This is a genomic window from Streptomyces sp. NBC_00667, from assembly GCF_036226825.1.
GTDB lineage: Bacteria > Actinomycetota > Actinomycetes > Streptomycetales > Streptomycetaceae > Streptomyces.
Genome location: NZ_CP109022.1, coordinates 3,109,823 through 3,133,927 on the forward strand (window position 1 = coordinate 3,109,823; position 24,105 = coordinate 3,133,927).

General features: G+C 73.1%; 20 protein-coding genes. 10 read left to right on the forward strand and 10 right to left on the reverse strand.

Going from position 1 to position 24,105, the window contains the following annotated elements:
* Positions 1-59: 59 nt before the first annotated feature.
* Positions 60-593: a hypothetical protein gene (locus tag OHA81_RS14445; protein ID WP_329196114.1), complete on the reverse strand. Its 534-nt coding sequence runs from the start codon at positions 591-593 to the stop codon at positions 60-62.
* Between the two features lie 79 nt (positions 594-672).
* A complete protein-coding gene (locus OHA81_RS14450; RefSeq protein ID WP_329196116.1) occupies positions 673-984 on the reverse strand; it encodes a peptidase in 312 nt (103 codons plus the stop codon).
* A gap of 107 nt (positions 985-1,091) precedes the next feature.
* Between OHA81_RS14450 and OHA81_RS14455 the strand changes: the two genes are divergently transcribed.
* Positions 1,092-3,251 carry a serine/threonine-protein kinase gene (locus tag OHA81_RS14455; protein ID WP_329196118.1) on the forward strand — a complete coding sequence of 720 codons (2,160 nt, stop codon included), beginning with the start codon at positions 1,092-1,094 and terminating at the stop codon, positions 3,249-3,251.
* A gap of 49 nt (positions 3,252-3,300) precedes the next feature.
* Here the strand turns inward: OHA81_RS14455 and ilvD are convergent, their stop codons facing one another.
* The 4 genes from ilvD to OHA81_RS14475 all read right to left on the reverse strand — a co-directional run bounded on the left by ilvD (position 3,301) and on the right by OHA81_RS14475 (position 7,967).
* Positions 3,301-5,151 (reverse strand): dihydroxy-acid dehydratase, encoded by a 1,851-nt coding sequence (gene ilvD, locus OHA81_RS14460; protein WP_329196121.1) that lies wholly within the window; start codon positions 5,149-5,151, stop codon positions 3,301-3,303.
* 125 nt (positions 5,152-5,276) lie between these two features.
* Positions 5,277-5,927 (reverse strand): TetR/AcrR family transcriptional regulator, encoded by a 651-nt coding sequence (locus OHA81_RS14465; RefSeq protein WP_329196122.1) that lies wholly within the window; start codon positions 5,925-5,927, stop codon positions 5,277-5,279.
* Positions 5,924-6,757: a sugar phosphate isomerase/epimerase family protein gene (locus OHA81_RS14470; protein WP_329196124.1), complete on the reverse strand. Its 834-nt coding sequence runs from the start codon at positions 6,755-6,757 to the stop codon at positions 5,924-5,926. Before OHA81_RS14470 ends, OHA81_RS14465 begins: the two co-directional genes overlap by 4 nt.
* Positions 6,758-7,037: 280 nt before the next feature.
* On the reverse strand, positions 7,038-7,967 hold the full coding sequence (locus OHA81_RS14475; protein ID WP_329196126.1) for a Ppx/GppA phosphatase family protein: 930 nt from the start codon (positions 7,965-7,967) through the stop codon (positions 7,038-7,040).
* Between the two features lie 87 nt (positions 7,968-8,054).
* Here OHA81_RS14475 and OHA81_RS14480 point away from each other — a divergent pair, with 87 nt between their 5' ends.
* A complete protein-coding gene (locus OHA81_RS14480) occupies positions 8,055-8,852 on the forward strand; it encodes a hypothetical protein (protein WP_329196127.1) in 798 nt (265 codons plus the stop codon).
* Between the two features lie 61 nt (positions 8,853-8,913).
* Here the strand turns inward: OHA81_RS14480 and OHA81_RS14485 are convergent, their stop codons facing one another.
* Positions 8,914-10,662: a BACON domain-containing protein gene (locus OHA81_RS14485; RefSeq protein ID WP_329196129.1), complete on the reverse strand. Its 1,749-nt coding sequence runs from the start codon at positions 10,660-10,662 to the stop codon at positions 8,914-8,916.
* 207 nt (positions 10,663-10,869) lie between these two features.
* On the opposite strand from OHA81_RS14485, the gene radA reads away from it, so the two are divergent.
* The gene (radA, locus tag OHA81_RS14490) at positions 10,870-12,282 is read left to right on the forward strand and encodes a DNA repair protein RadA (RefSeq protein WP_329196131.1); all 1,413 of its coding nucleotides are present in this window, start codon (positions 10,870-10,872) and stop codon (positions 12,280-12,282) included.
* 216 nt (positions 12,283-12,498) lie between these two features.
* Positions 12,499-13,623, forward strand: coding sequence for a DNA integrity scanning diadenylate cyclase DisA (gene disA / locus OHA81_RS14495; RefSeq protein WP_329196133.1), 1,125 nt, complete (start codon positions 12,499-12,501; stop codon positions 13,621-13,623).
* An 18-nt stretch (positions 13,624-13,641) separates the two neighbouring features.
* Here disA and OHA81_RS14500 read toward each other — a convergent pair whose 3' ends face one another.
* Positions 13,642-14,373, reverse strand: a complete 732-nt coding sequence (locus OHA81_RS14500) for a hypothetical protein (protein ID WP_329196135.1) — start codon at positions 14,371-14,373, stop codon at positions 13,642-13,644.
* 332 nt (positions 14,374-14,705) lie between these two features.
* On the opposite strand from OHA81_RS14500, the gene OHA81_RS14505 reads away from it, so the two are divergent.
* From OHA81_RS14505 to OHA81_RS14530, 6 genes are all read left to right on the forward strand, one after another.
* Positions 14,706-15,611, forward strand: a complete 906-nt coding sequence (locus OHA81_RS14505) for an A/G-specific adenine glycosylase (protein WP_329196136.1) — start codon at positions 14,706-14,708, stop codon at positions 15,609-15,611.
* Positions 15,612-15,898: 287 nt separating this feature from the next.
* The gene (locus OHA81_RS14510) at positions 15,899-16,459 is read left to right on the forward strand and encodes a SigE family RNA polymerase sigma factor (RefSeq protein ID WP_329196137.1); all 561 of its coding nucleotides are present in this window, start codon (positions 15,899-15,901) and stop codon (positions 16,457-16,459) included.
* Between the two features lie 44 nt (positions 16,460-16,503).
* Positions 16,504-17,145, forward strand: a complete 642-nt coding sequence (locus tag OHA81_RS14515; protein WP_329202286.1) for a hypothetical protein — start codon at positions 16,504-16,506, stop codon at positions 17,143-17,145.
* A gap of 13 nt (positions 17,146-17,158) precedes the next feature.
* Positions 17,159-17,869, forward strand: a complete 711-nt coding sequence (cseB, locus tag OHA81_RS14520) for a two-component system response regulator CseB (RefSeq protein ID WP_329196138.1) — start codon at positions 17,159-17,161, stop codon at positions 17,867-17,869.
* Between the two features lie 13 nt (positions 17,870-17,882).
* Positions 17,883-19,196 carry a two-component system sensor histidine kinase CseC gene (gene cseC / locus OHA81_RS14525; RefSeq protein WP_329196140.1) on the forward strand — a complete coding sequence of 438 codons (1,314 nt, stop codon included), beginning with the start codon at positions 17,883-17,885 and terminating at the stop codon, positions 19,194-19,196.
* Between the two features lie 88 nt (positions 19,197-19,284).
* On the forward strand, positions 19,285-20,472 hold the full coding sequence (locus OHA81_RS14530) for a LamG domain-containing protein (RefSeq protein ID WP_329196142.1): 1,188 nt from the start codon (positions 19,285-19,287) through the stop codon (positions 20,470-20,472).
* A 54-nt stretch (positions 20,473-20,526) separates the two neighbouring features.
* On the opposite strand, the gene OHA81_RS14535 is transcribed toward OHA81_RS14530, so the two are convergent.
* Together OHA81_RS14535 and OHA81_RS14540 are read right to left on the reverse strand one after the other, a co-directional pair.
* Positions 20,527-21,177: a M23 family metallopeptidase gene (locus OHA81_RS14535; RefSeq protein WP_329196143.1), complete on the reverse strand. Its 651-nt coding sequence runs from the start codon at positions 21,175-21,177 to the stop codon at positions 20,527-20,529.
* A 390-nt stretch (positions 21,178-21,567) separates the two neighbouring features.
* Positions 21,568-24,093, reverse strand: a complete 2,526-nt coding sequence (locus tag OHA81_RS14540) for an ATP-dependent Clp protease ATP-binding subunit (protein WP_190185936.1) — start codon at positions 24,091-24,093, stop codon at positions 21,568-21,570.
* Positions 24,094-24,105 lie beyond the last annotated feature (12 nt).

Here is a 24,105-nt window from a genome sequence, read left to right on the forward strand (position 1 = left end):
AATGCTCCTGGCGGTGCCCGGGCGTCAACAGGCCGGGCGGGAGGAGGGGGACTGCCCCGTTACTTCTTGCGCTTGGGGCGGCGCGCGGACGGGTTGCCCGTACGGGTGCTGCGCCGGCGGGCGAACTCGGCGCGGGCCTGCTCGTACTCGGCGCGGTGCAGCTTCTCGCCCGGGGCCTCGGTCAGGCTGCGCAGGAAGTACGCGATGAGGGAGCCGATGAAACCGATCGCTTTGAGCCCCTTGAGGGCGGCCTCGTCCGAGGACGGCCGGGGGCGGCGGCCGAACGACTCCCACGTCTTGACGAAGGCGATGGCGCTGGCGATCGCGAACAGCACGACGACGGAGATGCTGAGGAACGGGCCGACGTCGCCGATCTCCAGCCCCTCGTAGGCGAAGCGCAGCAGGTACGCGGCGGCGAAGGCCGAGACCAGGGACCCGGCGGCGACCCCGGCGCGGCGCAGGGCGTAGCCGCCGTCGTGGTCGACCCAGGTGGTGCCGAAGAACCGCAGGGGCTCGGGGCGCGGGCCGGCTGCCGGGGCCGGCGCCGCGGGGGCCGGGTCGGCGGGGGTCTGGTCTCGCTGGTCGTCGCTCACACCGGCGATTATTCCAGCCCGGGACGCACCCGTCGGGGTGCGTCTCATCTGGCAGAACGGTGGGGCGGGCGGCAGCCGGTCAGCCGCAGCGGGTGGCCACGTACCCGTCGCTGCCCGTCTTCACGTACGCGTCCGACACGAACTCGCCGTTGCCGACGCAGTCCCAGATGCCGGTGGTGCCGTAGGGGCCGGAGACCGTGGTGCCGTCGCACTGGCAGTGGATGGAGACGTACGCGCCGAGCGGCAGGACCCGGGAGATCGAGTAGCCGGTACCCGGGCCGGTGCGGACGTTCACCTGGTATCCCGGAGCGACCGGGAACGTCGGGAATCCGGAGCCGGACAGGCTCTGGGCCTCGGCCTGGACCTGGCTCGAATCGTTCTCGACAGTCATGCGGAAAACTCCCCCCGTGGGCGTTGCCCGGCGCAACTCACGCAGGGCGGCAAGCCCTTGGATGGTCGCACGTGCCATCGACTAGGCTCCGGCGGGGGTGGTGAGTGGTGCATGGTCGGCGCACGGACGGCGCGGGCTTTCCCGAGTACGCCGGGCACTACCGGCTGGAATCCGTGCTCGGCTCCGGCGGTATGGGCGTCGTCCACCTGGCCGCTTCCAGCTCGGGGCTGAAACTCGCCGTCAAGGTGGTGCACGCGCAGCACGCGGTGGACCCGGAGTTCCGGGCGCGCTTCCGGCAGGAGGTCGCGGCCGCGCGCCGGGTGAGCGGGGCGTTCACCGCGCCGGTGGTGGACGCGGACCCCGACGCCGAACGGCCCTGGATGGCCACGCTGTTCATCGACGCGCCGACGCTCTCCGAGCGGGTACGGGAACGGGTTCTGGACCCCGGTGAGCTGACCCGGCTGGCCGCCGGCCTGGCGGAGGCGCTGCGGGACATCCACCGGGCCGGGGTGGTGCACCGGGACCTCAAACCCAGCAACGTGCTGATGGCGCCCGACGGGGTGCGGGTCATCGACTTCGGGATCTCGCGGCCCGCCGACAGCGACCTGCGGACCGAGACGGGCAAGCTGATCGGGACCCCTCCGTTCATGGCGCCGGAGCAGTTCCAGTCGCCGCGCGAGGTCGGGACGGCCGCCGACGTGTTCGCGCTGGGCGCGGTACTGGTGCACGCGGCGACCGGGCGCGGCCCGTTCGACTCCGACAGCCACTACCTCGTCGCGTACCAGGTGGTGCACGGCGAGCCCGATCTGACGGGGCTCCCGGAGCCGCTCGTCCCGCTGGTCGCCCGCTGCCTGGCGAAGGACCCGGCCCGGCGGCCGACCGCCGACGCGCTGATCGCCCAGATGCGGGCGCTGGCCTACCCCACCGGCGAGGACACGCAGGTGTTCACCCCGCAACCGCGGCGGCCCGCCCCGGCGGAAGTCGACACGCACCGGCGGGAGCGCATCGGCACCGGCGGCGAGGACGCGGCGAGCCCGGCGGCCGGCGGGGCGGCGGGGCGCCCGGTGCGCGGGCGGGTCCGCACGGCGTGGGCGGCGGGGCTGGTGGTGCTGCTCGCGGGCGGCGCCGTCGGCGGCTACCTCGGCTCCGCGACGGGCGACGACTCCCCCGGGCCGACGGCCTCCACGGCGGCGCAGGCGGGCGCGACGAAGCACTTCGCGCCCTGGTCGGTGCCCCTGGCGGGCCCCTCCGCCGGGAAGGGCAGCGGGGCCTGCTCCTGGGGGAGCGCGGCGCTGTACTGCTCGGGGCGGGGGCTGGCGGCCGCCCGGTTGGACCCCTCCAACGGCGCCCTCGGGTGGACGGTCCCGGCGCAGGCGGAGCCCGGGCCGGGGTCGGCGCGGGCTCCGCTGTACGCGGGCGGCCTCGTCCTCGCCGCCGGGGCGGGCAGCGGCGTACTCCAGGCCCTGGACCCGGCGACCGGAACCCGGCGCTGGCAGCGCGACCTGCCGGGCGGAGCCCAGGTGGTCGCGGAGGCCGGGCACGTCCTCGCGGCCGGCTCCGACGGGAGCGCGACCCTGCTGGACGCGGCGACCGGCACCCCGAAGTGGAGCAGGCGGATCGGCGGGACGGGCTCGGTGTGGTGGGGCGGCCCGGACGCCTCGGGCAGGGCCGCGCTGTACGTGGCGACGCGCCAGCCGGACGGCAGGCAGACCCAGGTGGCGGCGGTCGACCCGGGCGACGGGGCGGTGCGCTGGCAGATCCGTACGGCGGGGCTCCTCCAGCCGGTCGCCACCGTGCAGGGCAGCGCGTACCTGCTGGAGAACGACGCGCAGGGCAAGACGGACGCCGTCGTCCGCGTGGACCTGGCGACGCGGGCGGTGCGGCGGGTCCGCCTGGCGGTCCCCCTGTACGAGGCCCAGGCGACGGCGGGCCCCGACGGCGTCGTGTACCTCGTGGGCGCGGCGGGCGGACTGGCCGCGGTGGGCCCGGAGCGGGAACTGTGGCGGCTGGAGACGGGCCTGGCGGTCGCGTCCCGCCCGGCGGTCGCCGCCGGGCGGGTCTACCTGACGGCGCCCGACGGCCGGCTGCTCGCGGTCGAGGCCTCCGGCGGGCGGCTGCTGGGGCAGACCAAGCCGCGGATGGGCGGCGACCAGGGCGCCTTCGCCGCCTCCCTGAACGCGCCCGTCGTCGCCGACGGCACGGTGTACGCGTCCGCGCCCGACGGGTCCGTGTTCGCCGTGGACGCGGCGGACCCCGCCGGGTGGTGAGGACGCCGGCGGGGTCCGGAAGCGGAGCGGGGCCCGGCGGGCCGGGAGCTCAGCCCAGGCGGGACACGTCGCGGACCGCGCCCTTGTCGGCGCTGGTGGCCATCGCGGCGTAGGCGCGCAGCGCGGCGGACACCTTGCGCTCGCGGTCCTTCGGGGCGTAGACCCCGCCGAGGGCCTCGCGGCGGGCCGCCAGCTCCTCGTCGGAGACCAGCAGCTCGATCGAGCGGTTCGGGATGTCGATGCGGATCCGGTCACCGTCCTCGACCAGGGCGATGGTGCCGCCCGAGGCCGCCTCCGGGGAGGCGTGGCCGATGGACAGGCCGGAAGTGCCGCCCGAGAAGCGGCCGTCGGTGACCAGCGCGCAGACCTTTCCGAGGCCGCGGCCCTTGAGGAAGGAGGTGGGGTAGAGCATCTCCTGCATGCCGGGGCCGCCGCGCGGGCCCTCGTAGCGGATGACGACGACGTCGCCCGGCTCGATCTCCTTGCGCAGGATCTTGTCGACGGCCTCGTCCTGCGACTCGCAGACCACGGCCGGACCCTCGAAGGTCCAGATCGACTCGTCGACGCCGGCGGTCTTGACCACGCACCCGTCGGCGGCGAGGTTGCCGCGCAGGACGGCCAGGCCGCCGTCCTTGGAGTAGGCGTGCTGGACGGAGCGGATGCAGCCGCCCTCGGCGTCCAGATCGAGGCTGTCCCACCGCTCGGACTGGGAGAAGGCGGTCGCGGAGCGCTTGCAGCCGGGGGCGGCGTGCCACAGCTCCATGGCCTCCTCGGACGCCGTGCCGGAGCGGGCGTCCCACGTGGCGAGCCAGTCTTCGAGGTTCTCGGAGTGGACGGTGGTGACGTCCTTGTTGAGGAGGCCGCCGCGGTGCAGTTCGCCCAGGATGGCGGGGATGCCGCCGGCGCGGTGGACGTCCTCCATGTAGTACGTACCGCCGGGCGCCACGTTCGGCGCGACCTTGGCCAGGCACGGGACTCGGCGCGAGACCTCGTCGATGTCGGTGAGGTCGTAGTCCAGGCCGGCCTCCTGGGCGGCGGCGAGGAGGTGCAGGATCGTGTTCGTGGAGCCGCCCATGGCGATGTCGAGGGCCATGGCGTTCTCGAAGGCCTGGCGGGTGGCGATGTTGCGGGGCAGGACGGAGGCGTCGTCCTGCTCGTAGTAGCGCTTGGTGATCTCCACGACGGTCCGGCCGGCGTCCTCGTACAGGGCGCGGCGGGCGGTGTGCGTGGCGAGGACCGAGCCGTTGCCGGGGAGGGCCAGACCGATGGCCTCGGCGAGGCAGTTCATCGAGTTGGCGGTGAACATGCCCGAACACGAACCGCAGGTCGGACAGGCGTTCTCCTCGATGCGCAGGATGTCCTCGTCCGAGACGTTCTCGTTGGAGGCGTCGACCATGGCGTCGATCAGGTCGAGCTTGCGGACGGTGCCGTCGACCAGGGTGGCCTGCCCGGCCTCCATGGGGCCGCCGGAGACGAAGACGACCGGGATGTTGAGGCGCATCGCGGCCATCAGCATGCCGGGGGTGATCTTGTCGCAGTTGGAGATGCAGATCAGGGCGTCGGCGCAGTGCGCCTCCACCATGTACTCCACGGAGTCCGCGATCAGGTCGCGGGACGGCAGGGAGTAGAGCATGCCGGCGTGGCCCATCGCGATGCCGTCGTCCACGGCGATGGTGTTGAACTCGCGCGGGATGGCGCCCGCGGCGCGGATGGCGTCGGAGACGATCCGGCCGACCGGGGCGAGGTGGGTGTGGCCGGGGACGAACTCGGTGAACGAGTTGGCGACCGCGATGATCGGCTTCCCGATGTCCGCGCTCGCTACGCCCGAGGCGCGCATCAGCGCGCGTGCGCCTGCCATGTTGCGGCCGTGGGTGACGGTGCGGGACCTCAGCTCGGGCATCGGGTTCACTCCCCATGAGTACGGTGGCGTTCGCACGCCCCCGCGACTGTGGATATGGCTCGGTTACGAGGCTACGCTCCTGGCCCGCGATGCGGACAGGTTGTCCGCATCCCGATACGGGCAGCTCAGTCCTCGGTCAGATAACGCTGCAGCGTAGGGGCTACGAGGGCGATGATCGCCTCCGGTTCGGCGGACGCGAGGGGCTCGACCTGGACGACGTAGCGCAGGATCACGATGCCGATCATGTGGGAGGCGGCGAGCTCCGCGCGGAAAGTGGGGTCGGGCACGTTGAGCTCGGCGGCGACCCGCTCCAGGACCCGGCGCAGGATGAGCCGGCGCAGCACCTTCGCCGCCGCCTCGTGGGTGAGCGCCGACCGGATGACGGCGAGCAGCGGCACCCGGGTGGCGGGGTTCTCCCACACGCCGAGGAAGTAGCGGGCGAGGCGCTCGCCGATGCCGTCCGGGCCGCCTTCGAGGATCCGCGGGGCGACGAGGGCGGGCTCCAGGGTCAGTTCGATCGCGGCGGCGAAGAGGTCGTCCTTGCTGCCGAAGTAGTGGTGCACCAGGGCCGGGTCGACGCCGGCGGCCTTCGCGATGCCGCGTACGGAGGTCTTGTCGTAGCCGCGCGCCGCGAACTCGGCGCGGGCGGCGGCGCGGATGCGCTCCTGGGTGCCGGGGCCCTCGTCGGCCTCGTCCTGGCGGGGGCGGCCGGGGCCGCGGCGCCGGCGGGGCGGCGGCTCGGTCGTGGACGGCTCGTTCACGGGGGGCTCGGTCATGGGCGGCGGGCCGGCTTGGGCGCGGCCGTGGCTGCGGCGAGGTGCTCGCGGGTGAAGGCGAGGGCCTCGGCGAGGTCCGCCTCGCGCTCGGCGGAGGACATCGCGCGGCGGGTGTTGACCTCGATCACGACGTGCCCGTCGAAGGACGTACGGGCCAGCCCGGCCAGCAGCTCGGCGCAGGGCTGGGTGCCGCGGCCGGGGACGAGGTGCTCGTCCTTCGCGGAACCGTTCCCGTCGGCGAGGTGGACGTGCGCGAGGCGCTCGCCCATGCGGTCGACCATGGCCGCGGCGTCGGCCCGGGCGGTCGCGGTGTGCGAGAGGTCGATGGTGAAGTGCCGGTAGTCGTCCTTGGTGACGTCCCACTCCGGCGCGTACGCGAGCATCTCGCGGTCGCGGTAGCGCCAGGGGTACATGTTCTCGACGGCGAACCGGACGTCGGTCTCGTCGGCCATCCGCCAGATGCCGGTGACGAAGTCACGGGCGTACTGGCGCTGCCAGCGGAAAGGCGGATGCACGACGACGGTGGACGCCCCGAGCCGCTCGGCGGCGGCCTGGGCGCGGCGGAGCTTGGTCCACGGATCGGTGGACCACACCCGCTGGGTGATGAGCAGACAAGGGGCGTGCACGGCCAGGACCGGCACCTGATGGTGGTCGGACAGCCGCCGCAGCGCGTCGACGTCCTGGCTGACGGGATCCGTCCAGACCATCACCTCGACGCCGTCGTACCCGAGGCGTGCGGCGATCTCGAAGGCGGTCGCCGTCGTCTCCGGATATACGGAGGCGGTGGAGAGGGCGACTTTCACGTTCGGGATCCGGACTGGTTCTGCCACGGAGACAGGGTACGGTCCCCGCCCCGCCCCCCGCCGTGACACCCGCCACCCGCCACCGGCCGTCCCCGGCCCAGCCCCTGCGGCCGCCCCTGCGCCCTCCCTCCACCGCACCGGTACACGGCCGGTGGCCGGGCCTCCTCCCCACGGCGGCCCGCGGCCGGTCCAACGTGCCCTGCCCGGCCGGGCGGTGGCGGAGGGAAGGCGTGCAGGACCCGGCCGCGCCGTAGGGGTCGTACCGGGTGGGGCGCCGCGCGGGCCGGGGGCTGCGGATCGGTGCGGGTCAGGCCGGCAGGTGGTCCAGTCTGCGCAGGATCACGCCCTCGCGGAGGGCCCAGGGGCAGATTTCGAGGTCGTCCACGCCGAAGAGGTCCATCGCGCCCTCCGCCACCAGCGCACCCGCCAGCAGCTGGTGCGCACGGCCCTGCGAGACGCCCGGAAGGGCGGCTCGCTGGGCCGTGGTCATCGTGGCCAGGCGCGGGACCCACTCCTCCAGCGCCTTGCGCGTCAGGTCGCGCTGTACGTACAGCCCCTCCGCCGAGCGGGCCGCGCCCGCGATCCGGGCCAGCTGCTTGAACGTCTTCGACGTCGCCACCACGTGGTCCGGCGTCCCGAAGCGGCTGAACTCCCCGACCGACCGGGCGATCTGCGCACGCGCGTGGCGGCGCAGCGCCTTCACGTCGGCCGGCGCCGGAGGGTCCCCGGGGAGCCACGCCGAGGTGAGGCGGCCCGCGCCGAGCGGGAGGGACACGGCCGCGTCGGGTTCCTCGTCGATGCCGTACGCGATCTCCAGCGAGCCGCCGCCGATGTCCAGGACCAGCAGCTTGCCCGCCGACCAGCCGAACCACCGCCGCACCGCGAGGAACGTGAGGCGGGCCTCGTCGTCACCGCTGAGGATGGGCAGGTCGATGCCGGTCTCGGCCTTGACCCGGGCCAGCACCTCGTCCGCGTTCGTCGCCTCCCGCACCGCGCTCGTCGCGAAGGGCAGCAGGTCCTCGCAGCCCTTGTCCTCGGCGGCCTGCACCGCGTCGCCGATCACCGACACGAGCCGTCGTATGCCCTCCGGCGAGACCGAGCCCCGCTCGTCCAGCAGCTCCGCGAGCCGCAGCTCCACCTTGTGCGAGTGCGCGGACAGCGGGCGCGCACCGGGGTGCGCGTCCACCACCAGCAGATGAACCGTATTGGAACCCACATCGAGGACACCGAGTCTCATAACCGGAAACGCTACTGGGCTCGTCGCGTATGGGTGAGGTAAGGGGCGCTTAGGCTTGGGTTTGTGCCAAATACGAAGAAGGCCAACATGTCCAAGACCCCCAAGAAGAAACCGAAGGTCGTGGCCGACGAGAAGGGCATCGACTTCCCCCGGGCCTGGGTGGAGTTCCCCGACCCCGCCGACGACGAGCAGGTCTTCCGCTGTGACCTGACCTGGCTGACCTCCCGATGGACGTGCATCTTCGGCAGCGGCTGCCAGGGCATCCAGGCCGGCCGGGCGGCCGACGGCTGCTGCACGCTCGGCGCGCACTTCTCCGACGAGGACGACGAGAAGCGGGTCGCCGGGCACGTGGCCCGCCTGACGCCCGAGCTGTGGCAGTTCCACGACGTCGGCAGCGAGTCCGGCTGGACGCAGACGGACGACGACGGGGAGAAGCAGACCCGCCGCTGGGACGGCGCCTGCATCTTCCTGAACCGGCCCGGTTTCCCGGCCGGCGCGGGCTGTTCGCTGCACATCCTGGCGTTGCAGAACGGCCAGGAGCCGCTGGAGACCAAGCCCGACGTGTGCTGGCAGCTGCCGATCCGGCGTACGTACGACTGGATCGACCGGCCCGACGACACGCGGGTGCTCCAGGTGTCGATCGGGGAGTACGACCGGCGCGGCTGGGGGCCGGGCGGCCACGACCTGCACTGGTGGTGCACCTCGGCCACCTCCGCGCACGGCGCCGGGCAGCCGGTGTACGTGTCCTACCGGCCCGAGCTGACGGAGCTGATGGGCGAGGCGGCGTACGCGGAGCTGGTGAAGCTGTGCGAGGCGCGGCTGTCTTCGCTGCTGCCGATGGCCCCGCACCCGGCGGACCCGCCGGCGGCGGCCGGCCAGGCCTGACCGGCGGACCCGGACCGGGGCCTGAGCCTGCGCCGTGGGCCTGCGCTGTGGGCTGACCCGGCTAGGACGCCGAACCGGAGGGGCCCGGGCCGCCCGGGTCCGGCGCGGGGGAAACCGTTCCTTCGGGCTCCGTCGGCGTAGGCGTGGGGCTCGGCGGCGTCGGAGTCGGCGTGGGATCCGGGGTCGCCGGCGGCGTCGGCGTGGGGCTGGGCGGCGTCGGAGTCGGCGTCGGGTCCGGGTCCGGGTCCCGGTCCGGGGTCCCGGGTGGCGTCGCGGGCGGCGCGGGGCGGCCGTGGCCCCGGAGGGAGACCACCGCGCCGTCGGGGTCGATCCCGACCCTGGCCGACCAGGCCCCGACCGGCTGGGCCGCGGAGTCGACGGTGATCCACACGGTGACCGATCCTCCCGGCGCCAGGGTGCCCGCGCTCCGGCTCGCCCGCAGCCACGGCGCGTCCGACCACAGCCGCCAGTGCACCGGCGCGCCGCCGGAGGCGGTGAGGGTGAGCGCGGTGGTGCCGCCCCGGGTGGAGGCGCTCACGGCGATGTGGCCCGGGGCCCCGGGACCACCCGGTTGCGGCGTGCCGGAGGCACCGGGGCTGATCACCTCGACCGAGACGTCCGGGACGTCCGCGCCCGGCGCGAAGCCCGGCTCGCCGGTGGTGCGCGTGTTGCCGGCGTTCTGATAGGCGGCGAAGGGGCGCCCGTCGACGTGTGGGAGCGGAAGCTCCGATTCGCTGGCCGAGATACGGGCGGTGGTGCCCGCGGCGGGTTCGCCGGTACTGGGGGCGCCCCGGTACGCGGCCCACAGCGCGAGGACGGGAGCGGCGACCACGGTGGCGACGACGGTGGTGGTGACCGCCCGCGCCCGGAGCCGGTCGCGGCGCGCCGCGCGGTCCTTGGGGTCCATGGGGAAGCCGGTGCGGTCGAAGCGGGGGCCGGGCCCGCCCCGGCGGCGCCGGCCGGAGCGCAGCATCGCGGCGTGGACGGCGGGGCGCGGGGCGGGGACCAGGGGGAGCCCGGGGGTGTGGACGCCGCCGGAGCCGGGCCAGGGCGCCGCGGCGCCCACCCGTTCGGCGACCCGGCGGCAGCGGGGGCAGTCGTCGACGTGGCGCACCAGCTCGGCGCGCAGGGTGGTGGACAGCAGCACCTGGCCGTCGCCGGTGAGCCGGGACACGGCCGGACAGTTGCCGGTCTCGACCACGGCGAGGGCGGCGCGGGTGCGTTCCACCTCGCATGCGGCGCCGGTGAGCAGTTCCCGGGCGGTGGCTGCCTGGGTGCCGAGGACGGCGGCGAGTTCCGGTACGGCGAGGCGGTGGCGGACGGCGAGTTCGAGGGCCTCGCGCTGCTCGGGGGTGGTTCCGGCGGCTTCGGGCCAGGCGAGGCGGGCCAGCTCGGTACGGCGGTAGGCGCTCACGTCCAGCGCCCCCGGCGCATGCTTTTCGTCGGTGTGCTCCGGCGTGCGCCCGGCGGAATGCGCCCCCTGGCGGGTGCGCCGTTGTTCGCCCAGCCGGGTGAGGCAGCCCCAGCGGGCCAGTGCGTAGAGCCAGGCCCGCCGGTCCCCTTCGTCGGGGCACCGGCCGGGATGCCGTTCGGCGACGGCGAGGACCTCACCGAGCACGTCGGTGGCGGTGTCGTGGTCACACAGCACCGACAGGCAGTAAGTGAACAGTCCGTCGAGGTAGGGCTCGTGCCGGAAGGGGGGAGGCTGCTCGTCCGCGGGGCCCAGCTCGGGTCCGCGGGAGGGCGTGCGCCCCTGCGCCCGGTGTGCGCCGGTGCGCGCCGGGGGGTGTGGTTGGCTGCTGCTGTTCACTCGGCGACCGTAGGCGGCGCGCCCGTGACGGTCCGGAAGCCTTCAGCGGTTTTAGCCCTTACGGGTGAACAGATCGAGCCCGTGCTGACAGCGCCCCTGACGCGGCAGCCGGGGGCGGTAGTGGGGGCGGTACCGGGGGCAGTGCCGGAAGGGGTGCCGCAAGCCGTCCCGGCGGCGGTGTCGGTGCCGGCGGCTACGGTGGTGCGCATGGCTGCCCGTACATCTCGTTCATCCGCCAAGGACCGGCCGTCCTACCGCTGCTCCGAGTGCGGCTGGACGACCGCGAAATGGCTCGGCCGGTGCCCCGAGTGCCAGGCGTGGGGGACCGTCGAGGAGATGGGTGCGCCCGCCGTGCGGACCACCGCGGCCGGCCGGGTCTCGGCCCCCGCCGTCCCGATCGCCCAGGTCGACGGCCGTACGGCGACGGCCCGCAGCACCGGCGTGGACGAGCTGGACCGGGTCCTCGGCGGCGGCCTCGTGCCGGGGGCCGTCGTGCTGCTGGCGGGCGAGCCGGGCGTCGGCAAGTCGACGCTGCTGCTGGACGTCGCCGCGAAGGCGGCCACCGACGACCACCGCACCCTGTACGTGACGGGCGAGGAGTCCGCGAGCCAGGTCCGGCTGCGGGCCGACCGGATCAACGCGCTGAACGACCACCTCTACCTCGCGGCGGAGACGGACCTCTCCGCCGTCCTCGGACACCTGGACGCGGTCAAGCCCTCGCTGCTGATCCTGGACTCCGTACAGACCATCGCCTCCCCCGAGATCGACGGCGCGCCCGGCGGCATGGCACAGGTGCGCGAGGTGGCCGGGGCACTGATCCGGGCCTCCAAGGAGCGCGGGATGTCGACCCTGCTCGTCGGCCACGTCACCAAGGACGGCGCGATCGCCGGCCCCCGGCTGCTGGAACACCTCGTGGACGTGGTGCTCAGCTTCGAGGGCGACCGGCACGCGCGGCTGCGGCTGGTGCGCGGTGTGAAGAACCGTTACGGGGCCACCGACGAGGTCGGCTGCTTCGAGCTGCACGACGAGGGCATCATCGGTCTCGCCGACCCGAGCGGGCTGTTCCTCACGCGCCGCGCGGAGGCCGTGCCGGGCACCTGCCTGACGGTGACGCTGGAGGGCAAGCGGCCGCTGGTCGCCGAGGTGCAGGCGCTGACGGTGGACTCGCAGATCCCCTCGCCGCGCCGGACCACCTCGGGGCTGGAGACCTCGCGCGTCTCGATGATGCTGGCGGTGCTGGAGCAACGCGGCCGGATCACGGCCCTGGGCAAGCGGGACATCTACAGCGCCACGGTGGGCGGGGTGAAGCTCACGGAGCCGGCCGCGGACCTGGCGATCGCGCTGGCGCTGGCCTCGGCGGCGAGCGACGTCCCGCTGCCGAAGAACCTCGTGGCGATCGGGGAGGTCGGGCTGGCGGGCGAGGTGCGGCGGGTGACCGGCGTCCAGCGACGGCTCGCGGAAGCCCACCGGCTCGGGTTCACGCACGCGCTGGTCCCGGCAGATCCGGGGAAGGTGCCGGCGGGCATGAAGGTGATCGAGGTGGCGGACATGGGCGACGCGCTACGGGTCTTGCCGCGCGGCCGGGCCCGCACGCCTGCCCGGGAGCGGGCGGGCGAGTAGCCCGGCCGTCACCGCCGGCCGTCACCGCCGGCCGGGCCGAAGGCCGGCCGGAGGGCGGTGGCCGGGCGGTGGCCGGGCGGCCGGAACTCGTCCCGCGGTGGGGGTGCGGGACCGATACGGGACAAGGCACGGCCAAGGCGCAGAGCGCGCCGGTAGACTTTGTGCTGGTCCGCCCGGCCGTACGCAGGCGGCGCAACCCGCGACCGGAGGAGTGCAGTGGCAGCCAAGGACGGTGCAGCAGCATCCGGGAAGTCGGGCGCGAGCTCCAGGCAGGAAGCCATGATGCGGGCCTCGCTGAGCGCGGTCGCACCTGGTCAGCCCCTGCGCGACGGTCTCGAACGGATCGTCCGCGGCAACACCGGCGGCCTGATCGTCCTCGGGATGGACAAGTCCGTCGAGGCGATGTGCACGGGCGGTTTCGTGCTGGACGTGGAGTTCACCGCGACCCGGCTGCGCGAGCTGTGCAAGCTCGACGGCGCCCTCATCCTCGACAAGGACCTCACCAAGATCCTCCGGGCGGGCGTGCAGCTGGTCCCGGACGCGTCGATCCCGACGGAGGAGACCGGCACCCGGCACCGCACGGCGGACCGGGTCTCGAAGCAGTGCGGGTTCCCCGTCGTGTCCGTGTCGCAGTCGATGCGGCTGATCGCGCTCTACGTGGACGGGGAGCGGCGGGTCCTGGAGGAGTCCGGGGCGATCCTGTCCCGCGCGAACCAGGCGCTGGCCACGCTGGAGCGGTACAAGCTGCGCCTGGACGAGGTCGCGGGAACGCTGTCGGCGCTGGAGATCGAGGACCTGGTCACGGTGCGCGACGTGACGGCGGTCGCGCAGCGGCTGGAAATGGTTCGCCGTATTGCCACGGAAATCGCCGAATACGTGGTGGAACTCGGCACCGACGGACGCCTCCTGTCGCTCCAGCTGGACGAGCTGACGGTCGGGATCGAGCAGGAACGGGAGCTGGTGATCCGGGACTACGTTCCGGAGCCGACGGCGAAGCGTTCCCGCACGGTGGAGGAGGCGCTGCCGGCGCTGGACGCGCTGACGCACCCGGAGCTGCTGGAGCTGGGGATCGTCGCGAGGGCCCTCGGGTACACGGGCTCGCCTGAGACGCTGGATTCGGCGGTCTCGCCGCGCGGGTACCGGCTCCTGGCCAAGGTGCCCCGGCTGCCGGGGGCGATCATCGAGCGGCTGGTCGAGCACTTCGGGGGCCTGCAGAAGCTGCTGGCCGCGAGCGTGGACGACCTCCAGACCGTGGACGGCGTGGGCGAGGCCCGCGCGCGCAGCGTCCGCGAGGGCCTGTCCCGCCTGGCCGAGTCCTCGATCCTCGAACGCTACGTGTGAGCGGCGCGCCCGCCCCGCTCAGTCCTGCTTGAGGACGAACGAGGTGCGGGCGACCGGCAGGCCGGGGGCCTTGACCTCGACCACGTAGGTGTCCGGGGCCGCCGACCCCGCCGGAGGCGTCTGGCACTGGTCGGGCGCGCTGGGCTTGCGGTCCCACTCCAGCGACTGCTTCGCCTCGCCCTGCGCGGGCAGCCGGAAGAAGGCGTTGCCCGCACCGGCCGGGCAGTCGGCACCCGACCACACCGGCTTGTTGCCACTGGCCTGAGTGATCGTCATGACGGCCTGCTTCGGGCCGAGTCCGATCTTGCAGGTGGTTCCCGACACGTTGCGGACGATCAGTTCGAGCCGGGGCTTCTCGTTCGCCTCGTACTCGTTCTTGACGCTCTTGACCTCCCACTGCACCACGCCCGGCGCACAGGCGGGGAGCGCGGCGTCGGCGGGGACCGGGGCCGCGGCGCCGGAGCTCCCGTTGCCGCCCCCGTCGCTCGAACCGCCGCCGCCCGTCTCGCCGTTCTTGCCGGCGCCCGCACCGGAACCCGTCCCGGCTCCGGAACCGGAACCGGAGCCGGAACCGCCTCGGCCGCCCGGCGCCTGACTGATCGCCGGGCCGGAGCCGGAGGGACCGGGGGTGATCGAGGTGACGGGACGCGGGCCCCCCTTGCCCTCGCCGTTCGTACTCGGCTTCCCGCCACCGGAACTGACGGTCCATACGGCGAGGAGCGCGAGGAGCGCGGCGACAGACGCCAGCACAGCCCTCCGTCGCCAGTAAATGGAGGAGGGGAGCGGCCCGACCGGATTGCGCAGTGATCCCACGGACGGAACTTTACGAGAACCGGCGCCGCGATCAGCGCCCCACATGCCGTGCATCCGGCGTGTTTTGCCGATGATCATCCCGCTGGCCCCGTCCGGCCGAAAAGATCAGGCCATACGGGGTGCCCCCGGCGTACGGGCGGCGGGCACCGTCCGTGACCGTGCGCGGCCCGGACCACGGCGGTGGGGTCCGGTTCGCGCCCGCGCCACACCCGCGGGCCCCGCGCCGGGCCCGGCGCGAGGGGGACGAAACGTGCCAGGATGCGTGTGCCATGACTGCATCCACCTTCCCCTCCCCCGACGTCTCCCACGCGCTGCACTCCCCCGTCATCGCGTGGTTCGACGAGCACGCCCGCGACCTGCCCTGGCGCCGCCCCGAGGCCGGCCCCTGGGGGGTCATGGTCAGCGAGTTCATGCTCCAGCAGACCCCGGTCAGCCGGGTCCTGCCGGTGTACGAGCAGTGGCTCGCCCGGTGGCCCCGGCCCGCCGACCTGGCCGCCGAGGCCCCCGGCGAGGCCGTACGGGCCTGGGGCCGGCTCGGTTACCCGCGCCGGGCCCTGCGCCTGCACGGCGCCGCCGTCGCGATAACGGAACGGCACGGGGGCGACGTGCCGCGGGACCACACACAGCTGCTGGCGCTGCCCGGGATCGGCGAGTACACGGCGGCGGCGGTGGCCTCCTTCGCGTACGGCCAGCGGCACGCGGTGCTGGACACCAACGTCCGCCGGGTCATCGCCCGCACCACGACCGGGGTCGAATTCCCGCCGAACGCCACCACCGCCGCCGAACGGCGCCTGGCCCGGGCCCTGCTGCCCGCCGAGGAGGCGACCGCGGCGCGCTGGGCGGCAGCCTCGATGGAGCTCGGCGCGCTGGTGTGCACGGCCAAGTCCCCGGACTGCGAGCGCTGTCCGGTGGCGGGGCAGTGCGCGTGGCGGCTCGCCGGGAAGCCGCCGCACGACGGGCCGCCGCGGCGGGCGCAGACGTACGCCGGGACCGACCGGCAGGTGCGCGGCCGGCTCCTCGCGGTGCTCCGGGAGGCGGTGGGCCCGGTTCCGCAGTCCGTGCTCGACACGGTCTGGGACGAACCGGTGCAGCGGGCGCGGGCGCTGGACGGGCTGGTCTCCGACGGGCTGGTGGAGCCCCTCGCGCAGGGCATGTACCGACTGCCGCGCAGCTGACGCCCACGGGCCGCCGCGGAGCCGGCGCGGGGCCCGCCGCCGAGCCGGCGCCAAGACGCGCCGCGGACTCCCGGAAGGCGGCGCGCGCCCCCGCAAGGAGCCGCCGGAAGTGGAGTCGGCGGCTCCGCTCACGCCCGGGAAACCGCAGCTCACCGGCGTTGTTACACAACCTACGGGTGTCCGTGCGCCCACCGAAGGCTTACCCGCACAGTGCCGTGACAACGCCTCCGTACCGTCGGACCCGTAACACGGTGGATGCACGTTGGGCGGAACGGAGGCGGTCTGAGATGGCGCACGGCGAGGTACTCGGATTCGAGGAGTACGTACGCACCCGGCAGGACGCGCTGCTGCGCAGTGCCCGGCGCCTCGTCCCGGACCCCACGGACGCCCAGGACCTCCTGCAGACCGCGCTCGTGCGCACGTACGGCCGCTGGGACGGCATCGCCGACAAGGCGCTGGCCGACGCCTACCTGCGCCGCGTCATGATCAACACGCGTACCGAGTGGTGGCGTGCCCGCAAGCTCGACGAGGTCCCCACCGAGCAGCTCCCGGACGCCTCCGTCGAGGACGGCTCCGACCAGCGCGCCGACCGCGCCCTGCTGATGGACATCCTCAAGGTCCTCGCCCCCAAGCAGCGCAGTGTGGTCGTACTGCGACACTGGGAGCAGATGAGCACCGAGGAGACGGCGGCGGCGCTCGGCATGTCGACGGGAACCGTGAAGAGCACCCTGCACCGCGCACTGGCCCGCCTCCGGCAGGAGCTGGAGAGCCGGGACCTCGACATGCGCGCGCTGGAGCGCGGCGACCACACGGTGCGGTACGAGGGGCGGGAGCGGTGCGCGGCCTGAACGGCCATGGCAAGGACGCCGGCGGCAGGAAGCCGCTGGTGCTGATGTCGGCGGGGACGGTCGTCCTCGTCGGCACCGGGCTGCTCGCGGTCGGTTGCTCGACCGGCGGCACGGGGCTGCGCGACGGCGGCCCGGCCCGTACCGAGACGGTGGCCCGGACCGGCGCGCCGGTCGGCTCGGCCGCGTCCCCGAACGCCGCGTCCTCCGCGGTGCCCCCGGACCGCCCGGCCGGGAAGGTCGACCCGGTCGCGCTGCTCAAGGCGGACCCCAAGGTGAGCGCCGAGGTCAAACGGGACCTCAAGCCCTGCACGGGCAAGGAGTACCCCGTCGACGTCAGCTACGGGAAGGTCACCGCGGGCCCGGTCGTCGACATCGTCGTCAACGTGCTGTCGTGCGCCGACGCGCTGGGGCGCGGCACGTACGTGTACCGCGCCGAGGGCGCGACGTACGCGAACGTCTTCGCGGACGAGCAGCCTCCCGTCTACGCGGAGATCGACCGCGGCGACCTCGTGGTCACCAAGCCGGTGTACGGGAAGAGCGACGCGCTCTCGTACCCGTCCGGCGAGGACGTGATCACGTACCGGTGGAACGGCGAGAAGTTCACCGAGCAGGACCGGGTCCACACGGACTACAGCAACGTCGACGGCGGTTCCCAGCCCGCCCCGGCCGTCACACCCAAGAACTGAAGCGAGGCACCGCATGGCCGAGACCCATGTGCTGTTCGTGGAGGACGACGACGTCATCCGCGAGGCCACGACCCTGGCGCTGGAACGCGACGGCTTCGTGGTCACCGCCATGCCCGACGGCCTGGCCGGCCTGGAGTCGTTCCGCGCGAACCGGCCCGACATCGCGCTCCTCGACGTGATGGTGCCCGGCATGGACGGCGTGAGCCTGTGCCGCCGCATCCGCGACGAGTCCACCGTCCCCGTGATCATGCTGTCCGCGCGGGCCGACTCCATCGACGTCGTCCTGGGGCTGGAGGCGGGCGCCGACGACTACGTCACCAAGCCGTTCGACGGCTCCGTCCTCGTCGCCCGCATCCGCGCCGTGCTGCGCCGCTTCGGACACGCGAACGGCGTGCACGGCGGGGGCCCGGCGGCCGGGGAGGAGGACTCCGGCGAGCGCGGGGTGCTGAACTTCGGCGACCTGGAGGTCGACACCGAGGGCATGGAGGTGCGCAAGGCGGGCGCCCCCGTGGCCCTGACCCCCACCGAGATGCGGCTGCTGCTGGAGTTCTCCTCCGCGCCCGGCACCGTCCTCTCCCGCGACCGGCTGCTGGAGCGGGTCTGGGACTACGACTGGGGCGGCGACACCCGCGTCGTGGACGTCCACGTCCAGCGGCTGCGCACCAAGATCGGACAGGACCGGATCGAAACGGTCCGGGGCTTCGGATACAAGCTCAAGCCATGAAACGGTCCGTGCTGTGAAGCGGTTCACCCTGCGCACCGGGATCCGCTGGAAGATCGCCCTCGCCGTCGCCGCGGTCGGTGCGCTGATCGCCGTCGCGCTGAGCCTCGTGGTGCACAGCGCTGCGCGCGTGTCGATGCTGGAGAGCGCCCGCGAGGTGCAGCTGGACCGCGTGCAGTTCATCTCCCGCAACGCCGAGGCCGGGCGCAAGCCCCCCATGGGCGCCAAGCTCAACGACCCCGACCTGCCCGCCGAGCTGCGCGAGAAGGCGCGCAGCGGGCGGCGCGGGACCTACGTCCAGGAGAACCCCCGGGGGCTCCCGGAGGTGTGGGCGGCCGTACCGCTCGGCAACGGGCAGGTGGTGTCGCTGCACACGCAGTTCCGTGAGAGCGCCAACATGGTGCGCGACCTGGACCGGGCACTGGTCGTCGGCTCGCTGTCCGTGGTGCTCGCCGGCTCGGCGCTGGGCGTGCTCATCGGCGGGCAGATCTCGCGCCGGCTGCGCAAGGCCGCGGCCGCCGCGCAGCGGGTGGCGCACGGCGATCCCGACGTACGGGTACGGGACGCGGTGGGCGGCGTCGTACGGGACGAGACGGACGACCTGGCGCGGGCCGTGGACGCCATGGCGGACACCCTCCAGCAGCGGGTGGAGGCCGAGCGGCGGGTGACCGCCGACATCGCCCACGAGCTGCGCACCCCGGTGACGGGCCTGCTCACCGCGGCGGAACTGCTGCCCCCGGGCCGGCCGACCGAGCTCGTGCGGGACCGGGCGCAGGCGATGCGGGCGCTCGTCGAGGACGTGCTGGAGGTGGCCCGGCTGGACAGTGCCTCGGAGCGGGCCGAACTCCAGGACGTGGCGCTGGGCGAGTTCGTGACGCGGCGGGTGAAGGCGCTGATGCCGCAGGCGTCGGTACGGGTCGTCGCGGACGAGATCGTCAGCACCGACCCGCGCCGCCTGGAGCGGATCCTGGGCAACCTGCTGGCCAACGCCGGGCGGTACGGGCAGCCGCCGGTGCAGGTGGACATCGAGGGCCGGGTGGTACGCGTACGGGACCACGGGCCGGGCTTCCCGGAGGCGCTGCTGCGCGAGGGGCCGAGCCGTTTCCGTACGGGGTCCACGGACCGGGCCGGGGTCGGGCACGGGCTGGGGCTGACCATCGCGGAGGGGCAGGCGCGCGTCCTGGGCGCCCGGCTGACGTTCCGCAACGTTGCGGCGCGGGGCCTCGCGGAGGGCGGGGGCGCGGCCGCCGGGGCGGTGGCGGTGCTGTGGCTGCCCGAGCACGCGCCGACGGCGACCGGCAGTTTTCCGATCATCAAGCCGTCGGTGTAGCGGGCACCCGGGGGCTTGATCCCGATCGGTTCCCGATCGGGACCTACGGGCGTTCGCTCCGTACCGCTCATGTCTTAGCATCCGTGGAATGACCGACGGTACGAATCCCCCCAGCAGCCCGCAGCCCGAGCAGCCCGCCCCGGGGAGCGGCGGCTACGGGTTCCCGCCGGGAACTCCGGCCTCCGGTGGCTACGGCTTCCCGCCCGGCGCTCCCGCCGGGCAGCAAGCACCGGGCGGCTTCGGTCCCCCGCCGCAGACGGGCGGGTACGGCTATCCGCAGCAGCCGCAGCCCGGCCCCTACCAACAGGGCCCCTACCCGCAGGCCCAGCAGCCCGCGCAGGCGCAGCCCGCGCAGCAGCCCTTCCCGCTCCCGGCCCAGACGCCGCAGCCCGACTGGGACGCGCTCGCGGACCGCTCGGCGGCGGCGCGGCGCAAGAAGCGGCTCTGGCTGATCGTGGGCGGGGTGAGCGTGCTGGCGCTGCTCGCCGCCGGAGGAACGTTCCTGCTGCTGGGCGACGGCAAGGGCGACGAGGGCAAGGGCGGCGACGACACGCCCTCGGCGTCCGCCACCCCCTCGCAGAACCAGCCGCCCACCGACCTCACCCCGACCGTGCCGGGCGACCCGACGACCATCCGGGACCTGAGCGGCAAGTCCAACCTCAAGATGGGTCCCGACGCCGGGGTCTTCCCGATCGACAAGCGCTACGAGGTCCGGCTCAAGAACAACGCGAACTCGTTCGCCGAGTCCCAGCAGCGCGTCGTCGACACGTCCAAGAGCTTCACCGTCGTCGCCCGCGTGTGGAACCGGGTGCCCAAGGGACGCCAGATCGCCATCAGCCAGGGCAACGAGAAGTCGTTCTCCTTCGAGCTCGGCCTGGACGAGGTGAACGGCAAGCCGGTCTGGATCTTCCGCGTGCAGACCGGCGACCAGGGCGCCGAGACCACCACCACGACGGTCTCCGGCGTGAGCTCGAAGATGGAGAGGACGTTCTCGGAGCTGACGGCGACCTACGACGCACCGAGCAAGAAGATCACGCTGTACGTGAACGGCAAGAAGGCGCAGGAGGCGCCGGTGCCCTCCGGCATCTTCCCGGCCCCCGGCCCGCTGGAGATCGGCCGCTCCCGCCACCAGGACAACTGGACCGCCCCCTGGAACGGCGCCATGGACAGCCTGCGCATCTACGACGTGGCCCTGCCGCAGTACCGCATCGACGCCCTCAAGGCGGGCAAGCTCGACCCGGTGGCCCGCCCCACGGCTGCCTGGCTCCTGTACTGAGCCCCCGCGCCGGGGCGTGGGGGCTCAGTACCCCCTGCCCCGGCAGCACGGGACTCAGACGGTGATGCCGACCTTGCGGAGGAAGGCGACCGGGTTCACGGCCGAGCCGTAGTTCGGGGTCGTGCGGATCTCGAAGTGCAGGTGCGGGCCCGTGGAGTTCCCGGTGTTGCCGGACAGGCCGATCCGCGCGCCCATCGCGACCTTCTGGCCGATCTTGACCTGGATCCGCGAGAGGTGCGCGTACTGGGAGTACGTGTTGTTCGCGTGCCGGATCACGATGGCGTTGCCGTACGCCGGGCCGTCGCCGCCGCCGTTCGGGCCTGCCTTGACGACCACGCCCGCGCTCGCCGCGTGCACCGGGGTGCCGATCGGGCAGGCGAAGTCCTGGCCGGAGTGCTTGTGCGCCCACAGGCCGCCGGCCTGGGCGAAGGTCGCGGAGAGCGTGTAACGGGCCACCGGCTTGTTCCAGGTGACCGCCCGCTTCACTGCAACCGGCTTGGCGGCCGCCGGCTTCGCGGCGGTGGTCGCGGCCTGGGCCTGGGCCTTCGCCTGGGCGGCCACCAGCTGGGCGGTACCGGTGAGGGCGCTGTTGGCCTCGTCGGCGAAGGCGGCGGACGTCCCGGCACCGAGAGCCAGGGCCGCACCGAGACCGGTGGCGACGAGGGCAAGACGGGTACGACGGGTGCTGACGCGCTTCGCGGACATGCGGGGACCTCCGGGGCCGGGAACAGGGCAACAAGCTGCCCGGCGCGCTCGGCGGCTGCCGACGTACCGGGCTGGGCTCGCCCACTTTGGTAACCCGTCCACCTGCTCCCGCCCAAACCGCCCCATTACTACCCGAGCTCGTAGATACGGACGAAGTACCCCAGGGTGTTGACCGCTTCACATCAGGGGGGAGCCGGGGGCAAAACGGACAGTCGATCTACGAAAGGTGGTAGGAGGTCCGATTTGCCCTGTGCGGCTTGTCACCGCCGCGAGGGCGTGTACGGCCCACGCCCCGGGGCACGGTGCGGCCTGCACCACACACACGAAAGGGCGGCCCCGGGACCTTTCGGTCCCGGGGCCGCCCTTCACACCGCCAGGGGCGGCTCGCGCTTACGCGCCCTTGGAGAGGTCCGGGCCGGAGCCCGTCGCCTCGATCGGAGGCATGTCCGGCAGAGCCGTCTTCTCCTCGCCACGGAAGGTGAACTTGGCGTCCTCGCCCTCACCCTCCACACCCACGACCACGATGTGACCGGGGCGCAGCTCGCCGAAGAGGATCTTCTCCGACAGCATGTCCTCGATCTCGCGCTGGATGGTCCGGCGCAGCGGGCGCGCACCCATGATCGGGTCGTAGCCGCGCTTGGCCAGGAGCTGCTTCGCCTCGCCGCTGAGCTCGATGCCCATGTCGCGGTCCTTGAGGCGCTCGTCCACCTTGGCGATCATCAGGTCGACGATCTGGATGATGTCTTCCTGAGTGAGCTGGTGGAAGACGACCGTGTCGTCGACACGGTTGAGGAACTCGGGCCGGAAGTGCTGCTTGAGCTCTTCGTTGACCTTCGCCTTCATCCGGTCGTATCCGGTCTTGGTGTCGCCCTGGGCCGCGAAGCCCAGGTTGAAGCCCTTCGAGATGTCCCGCGTACCCAGGTTGGTCGTCATGATGATGACCGTGTTCTTGAAGTCCACGACCCGGCCCTGGGAGTCGGTCAGACGACCGTCCTCCAGGATCTGGAGAAGGGAATTGAAGATATCCGGGTGCGCCTTCTCGACCTCGTCGAAGAGGACGACGGAGAACGGCTTCCGGCGGACCTTCTCGGTCAGCTGGCCGCCCTCTTCGTAGCCCACGTAGCCGGGGGGCGAACCGAAGAGACGGGAAACCGTGTGCTTCTCGCTGAACTCCGACATGTCGAGGGAGATCAGCGCGTCCTCGTCGCCGAAGAGGAATTCGGCGAGCGTCTTGGAGAGCTCGGTCTTACCGACGCCCGAGGGGCCGGCGAAGATGAACGAGCCACCGGGACGCTTCGGGTCCTTGAGACCCGCACGGGTACGGCGGATCGCCTGCGAGAGGGCCTTGATGGCGTCCTTCTGGCCGATGACGCGACGGTGGAGCTCGTCCTCCATGCGCAGGAGCCGCGAGGACTCCTCCTCGGTCAGCTTGAAGACGGGAATGCCGGTCGCGGTCGCGAGGACTTCGGCGATGAGCTCACCGTCGACCTCGGCGACGACGTCCATGTCGCCGGCCTTCCATTCCTTCTCGCGCTTGGCCTTCGCCGCCAGCAGCTGCTTCTCCGAATCACGGAGCGAGGCCGCCTTCTCGAAGTCCTGGGAGTCGATGGCCGACTCCTTGTCCCGGCGGACGTTCGCGATCTTCTCGTCGAACTCGCGGAGGTCCGGCGGTGCGGTCATCCGGCGGATGCGCATCCGGGAGCCGGCCTCGTCGATCAGGTCGATCGCCTTGTCCGGCAGGAAGCGGTCCGAGATGTAGCGGTCCGCCAGGGTGGCCGCCTGCACGAGGGCCTCGTCCGTGATGGAGACGCGGTGGTGGGCCTCGTAGCGGTCGCGCAGGCCCTTGAGGATCTCGATCGTGTGGGGGAGGGAAGGCTCCGCCACCTGGATCGGCTGGAAACGGCGCTCCAGCGCCGCGTCCTTCTCGAGGTGCTTGCGGTACTCGTCCAGGGTCGTGGCACCGATGGTCTGGAGCTCACCACGGGCCAGCATGGGCTTGAGGATGCTGGCGGCATCGATCGCGCCCTCGGCGGCGCCCGCACCCACCAGGGTGTGGAGCTCGTCGATGAACAGGATGATGTCGCCGCGGGTGCGGATCTCCTTGAGCACCTTCTTGAGGCGCTCCTCGAAGTCACCGCGGTAGCGGGAACCGGCGACCAGGGCGCCCAGGTCGAGGGTGTAGAGGTGCTTGTCCTTGAGGGTCTCGGGCACCTCGCCCTTGACGATGGCCTGGGCCAGGCCCTCGACGACGGCGGTCTTGCCGACGCCGGGCTCGCCGATGAGCACCGGGTTGTTCTTGGTCCGGCGGGACAGCACCTGCATGACCCGCTCGATCTCCTTCTCGCGCCCGATGACCGGGTCGAGCTTGGATTCGCGGGCAGCCTGGGTGAGGTTGCGGCCGAACTGGTCGAGGACGAGCGAGGTCGAGGGGGTTCCCTCGGCCGGGCCGCCTGCCGTGGCCGACTCCTTGCCGCCTCCGGAGTACCCGGAGAGCAGCTGGATGACCTGCTGCCGGACCCTGTTCAGATCGGCGCCCAGCTTCACGAGGACCTGGGCGGCGACGCCCTCGCCCTCGCGGATCAGGCCGAGCAGGATGTGCTCGGTGCCGATGTAGTTGTGGCCGAGCTGGAGGGCCTCTCGGAGCGAAAGCTCCAGGACCTTCTTCGCCCGCGGGGTGAAGGGGATGTGGCCGGACGGGGCCTGCTGCCCCTGACCGATGATCTCCTCAACCTGCTGGCGAACAGCCTCGAGCGAAATCCCGAGGCTCTCCAGGGCCTTAGCGGCGACACCCTCACCCTCGTGGATCAAGCCCAGGAGGATGTGCTCGGTGCCGATGTAGTTGTGGTTGAGCATCCGGGCTTCTTCCTGAGCCAGGACGACAACCCGCCGCGCGCGGTCGGTGAACCTCTCGAACATCGTTTATCGCTC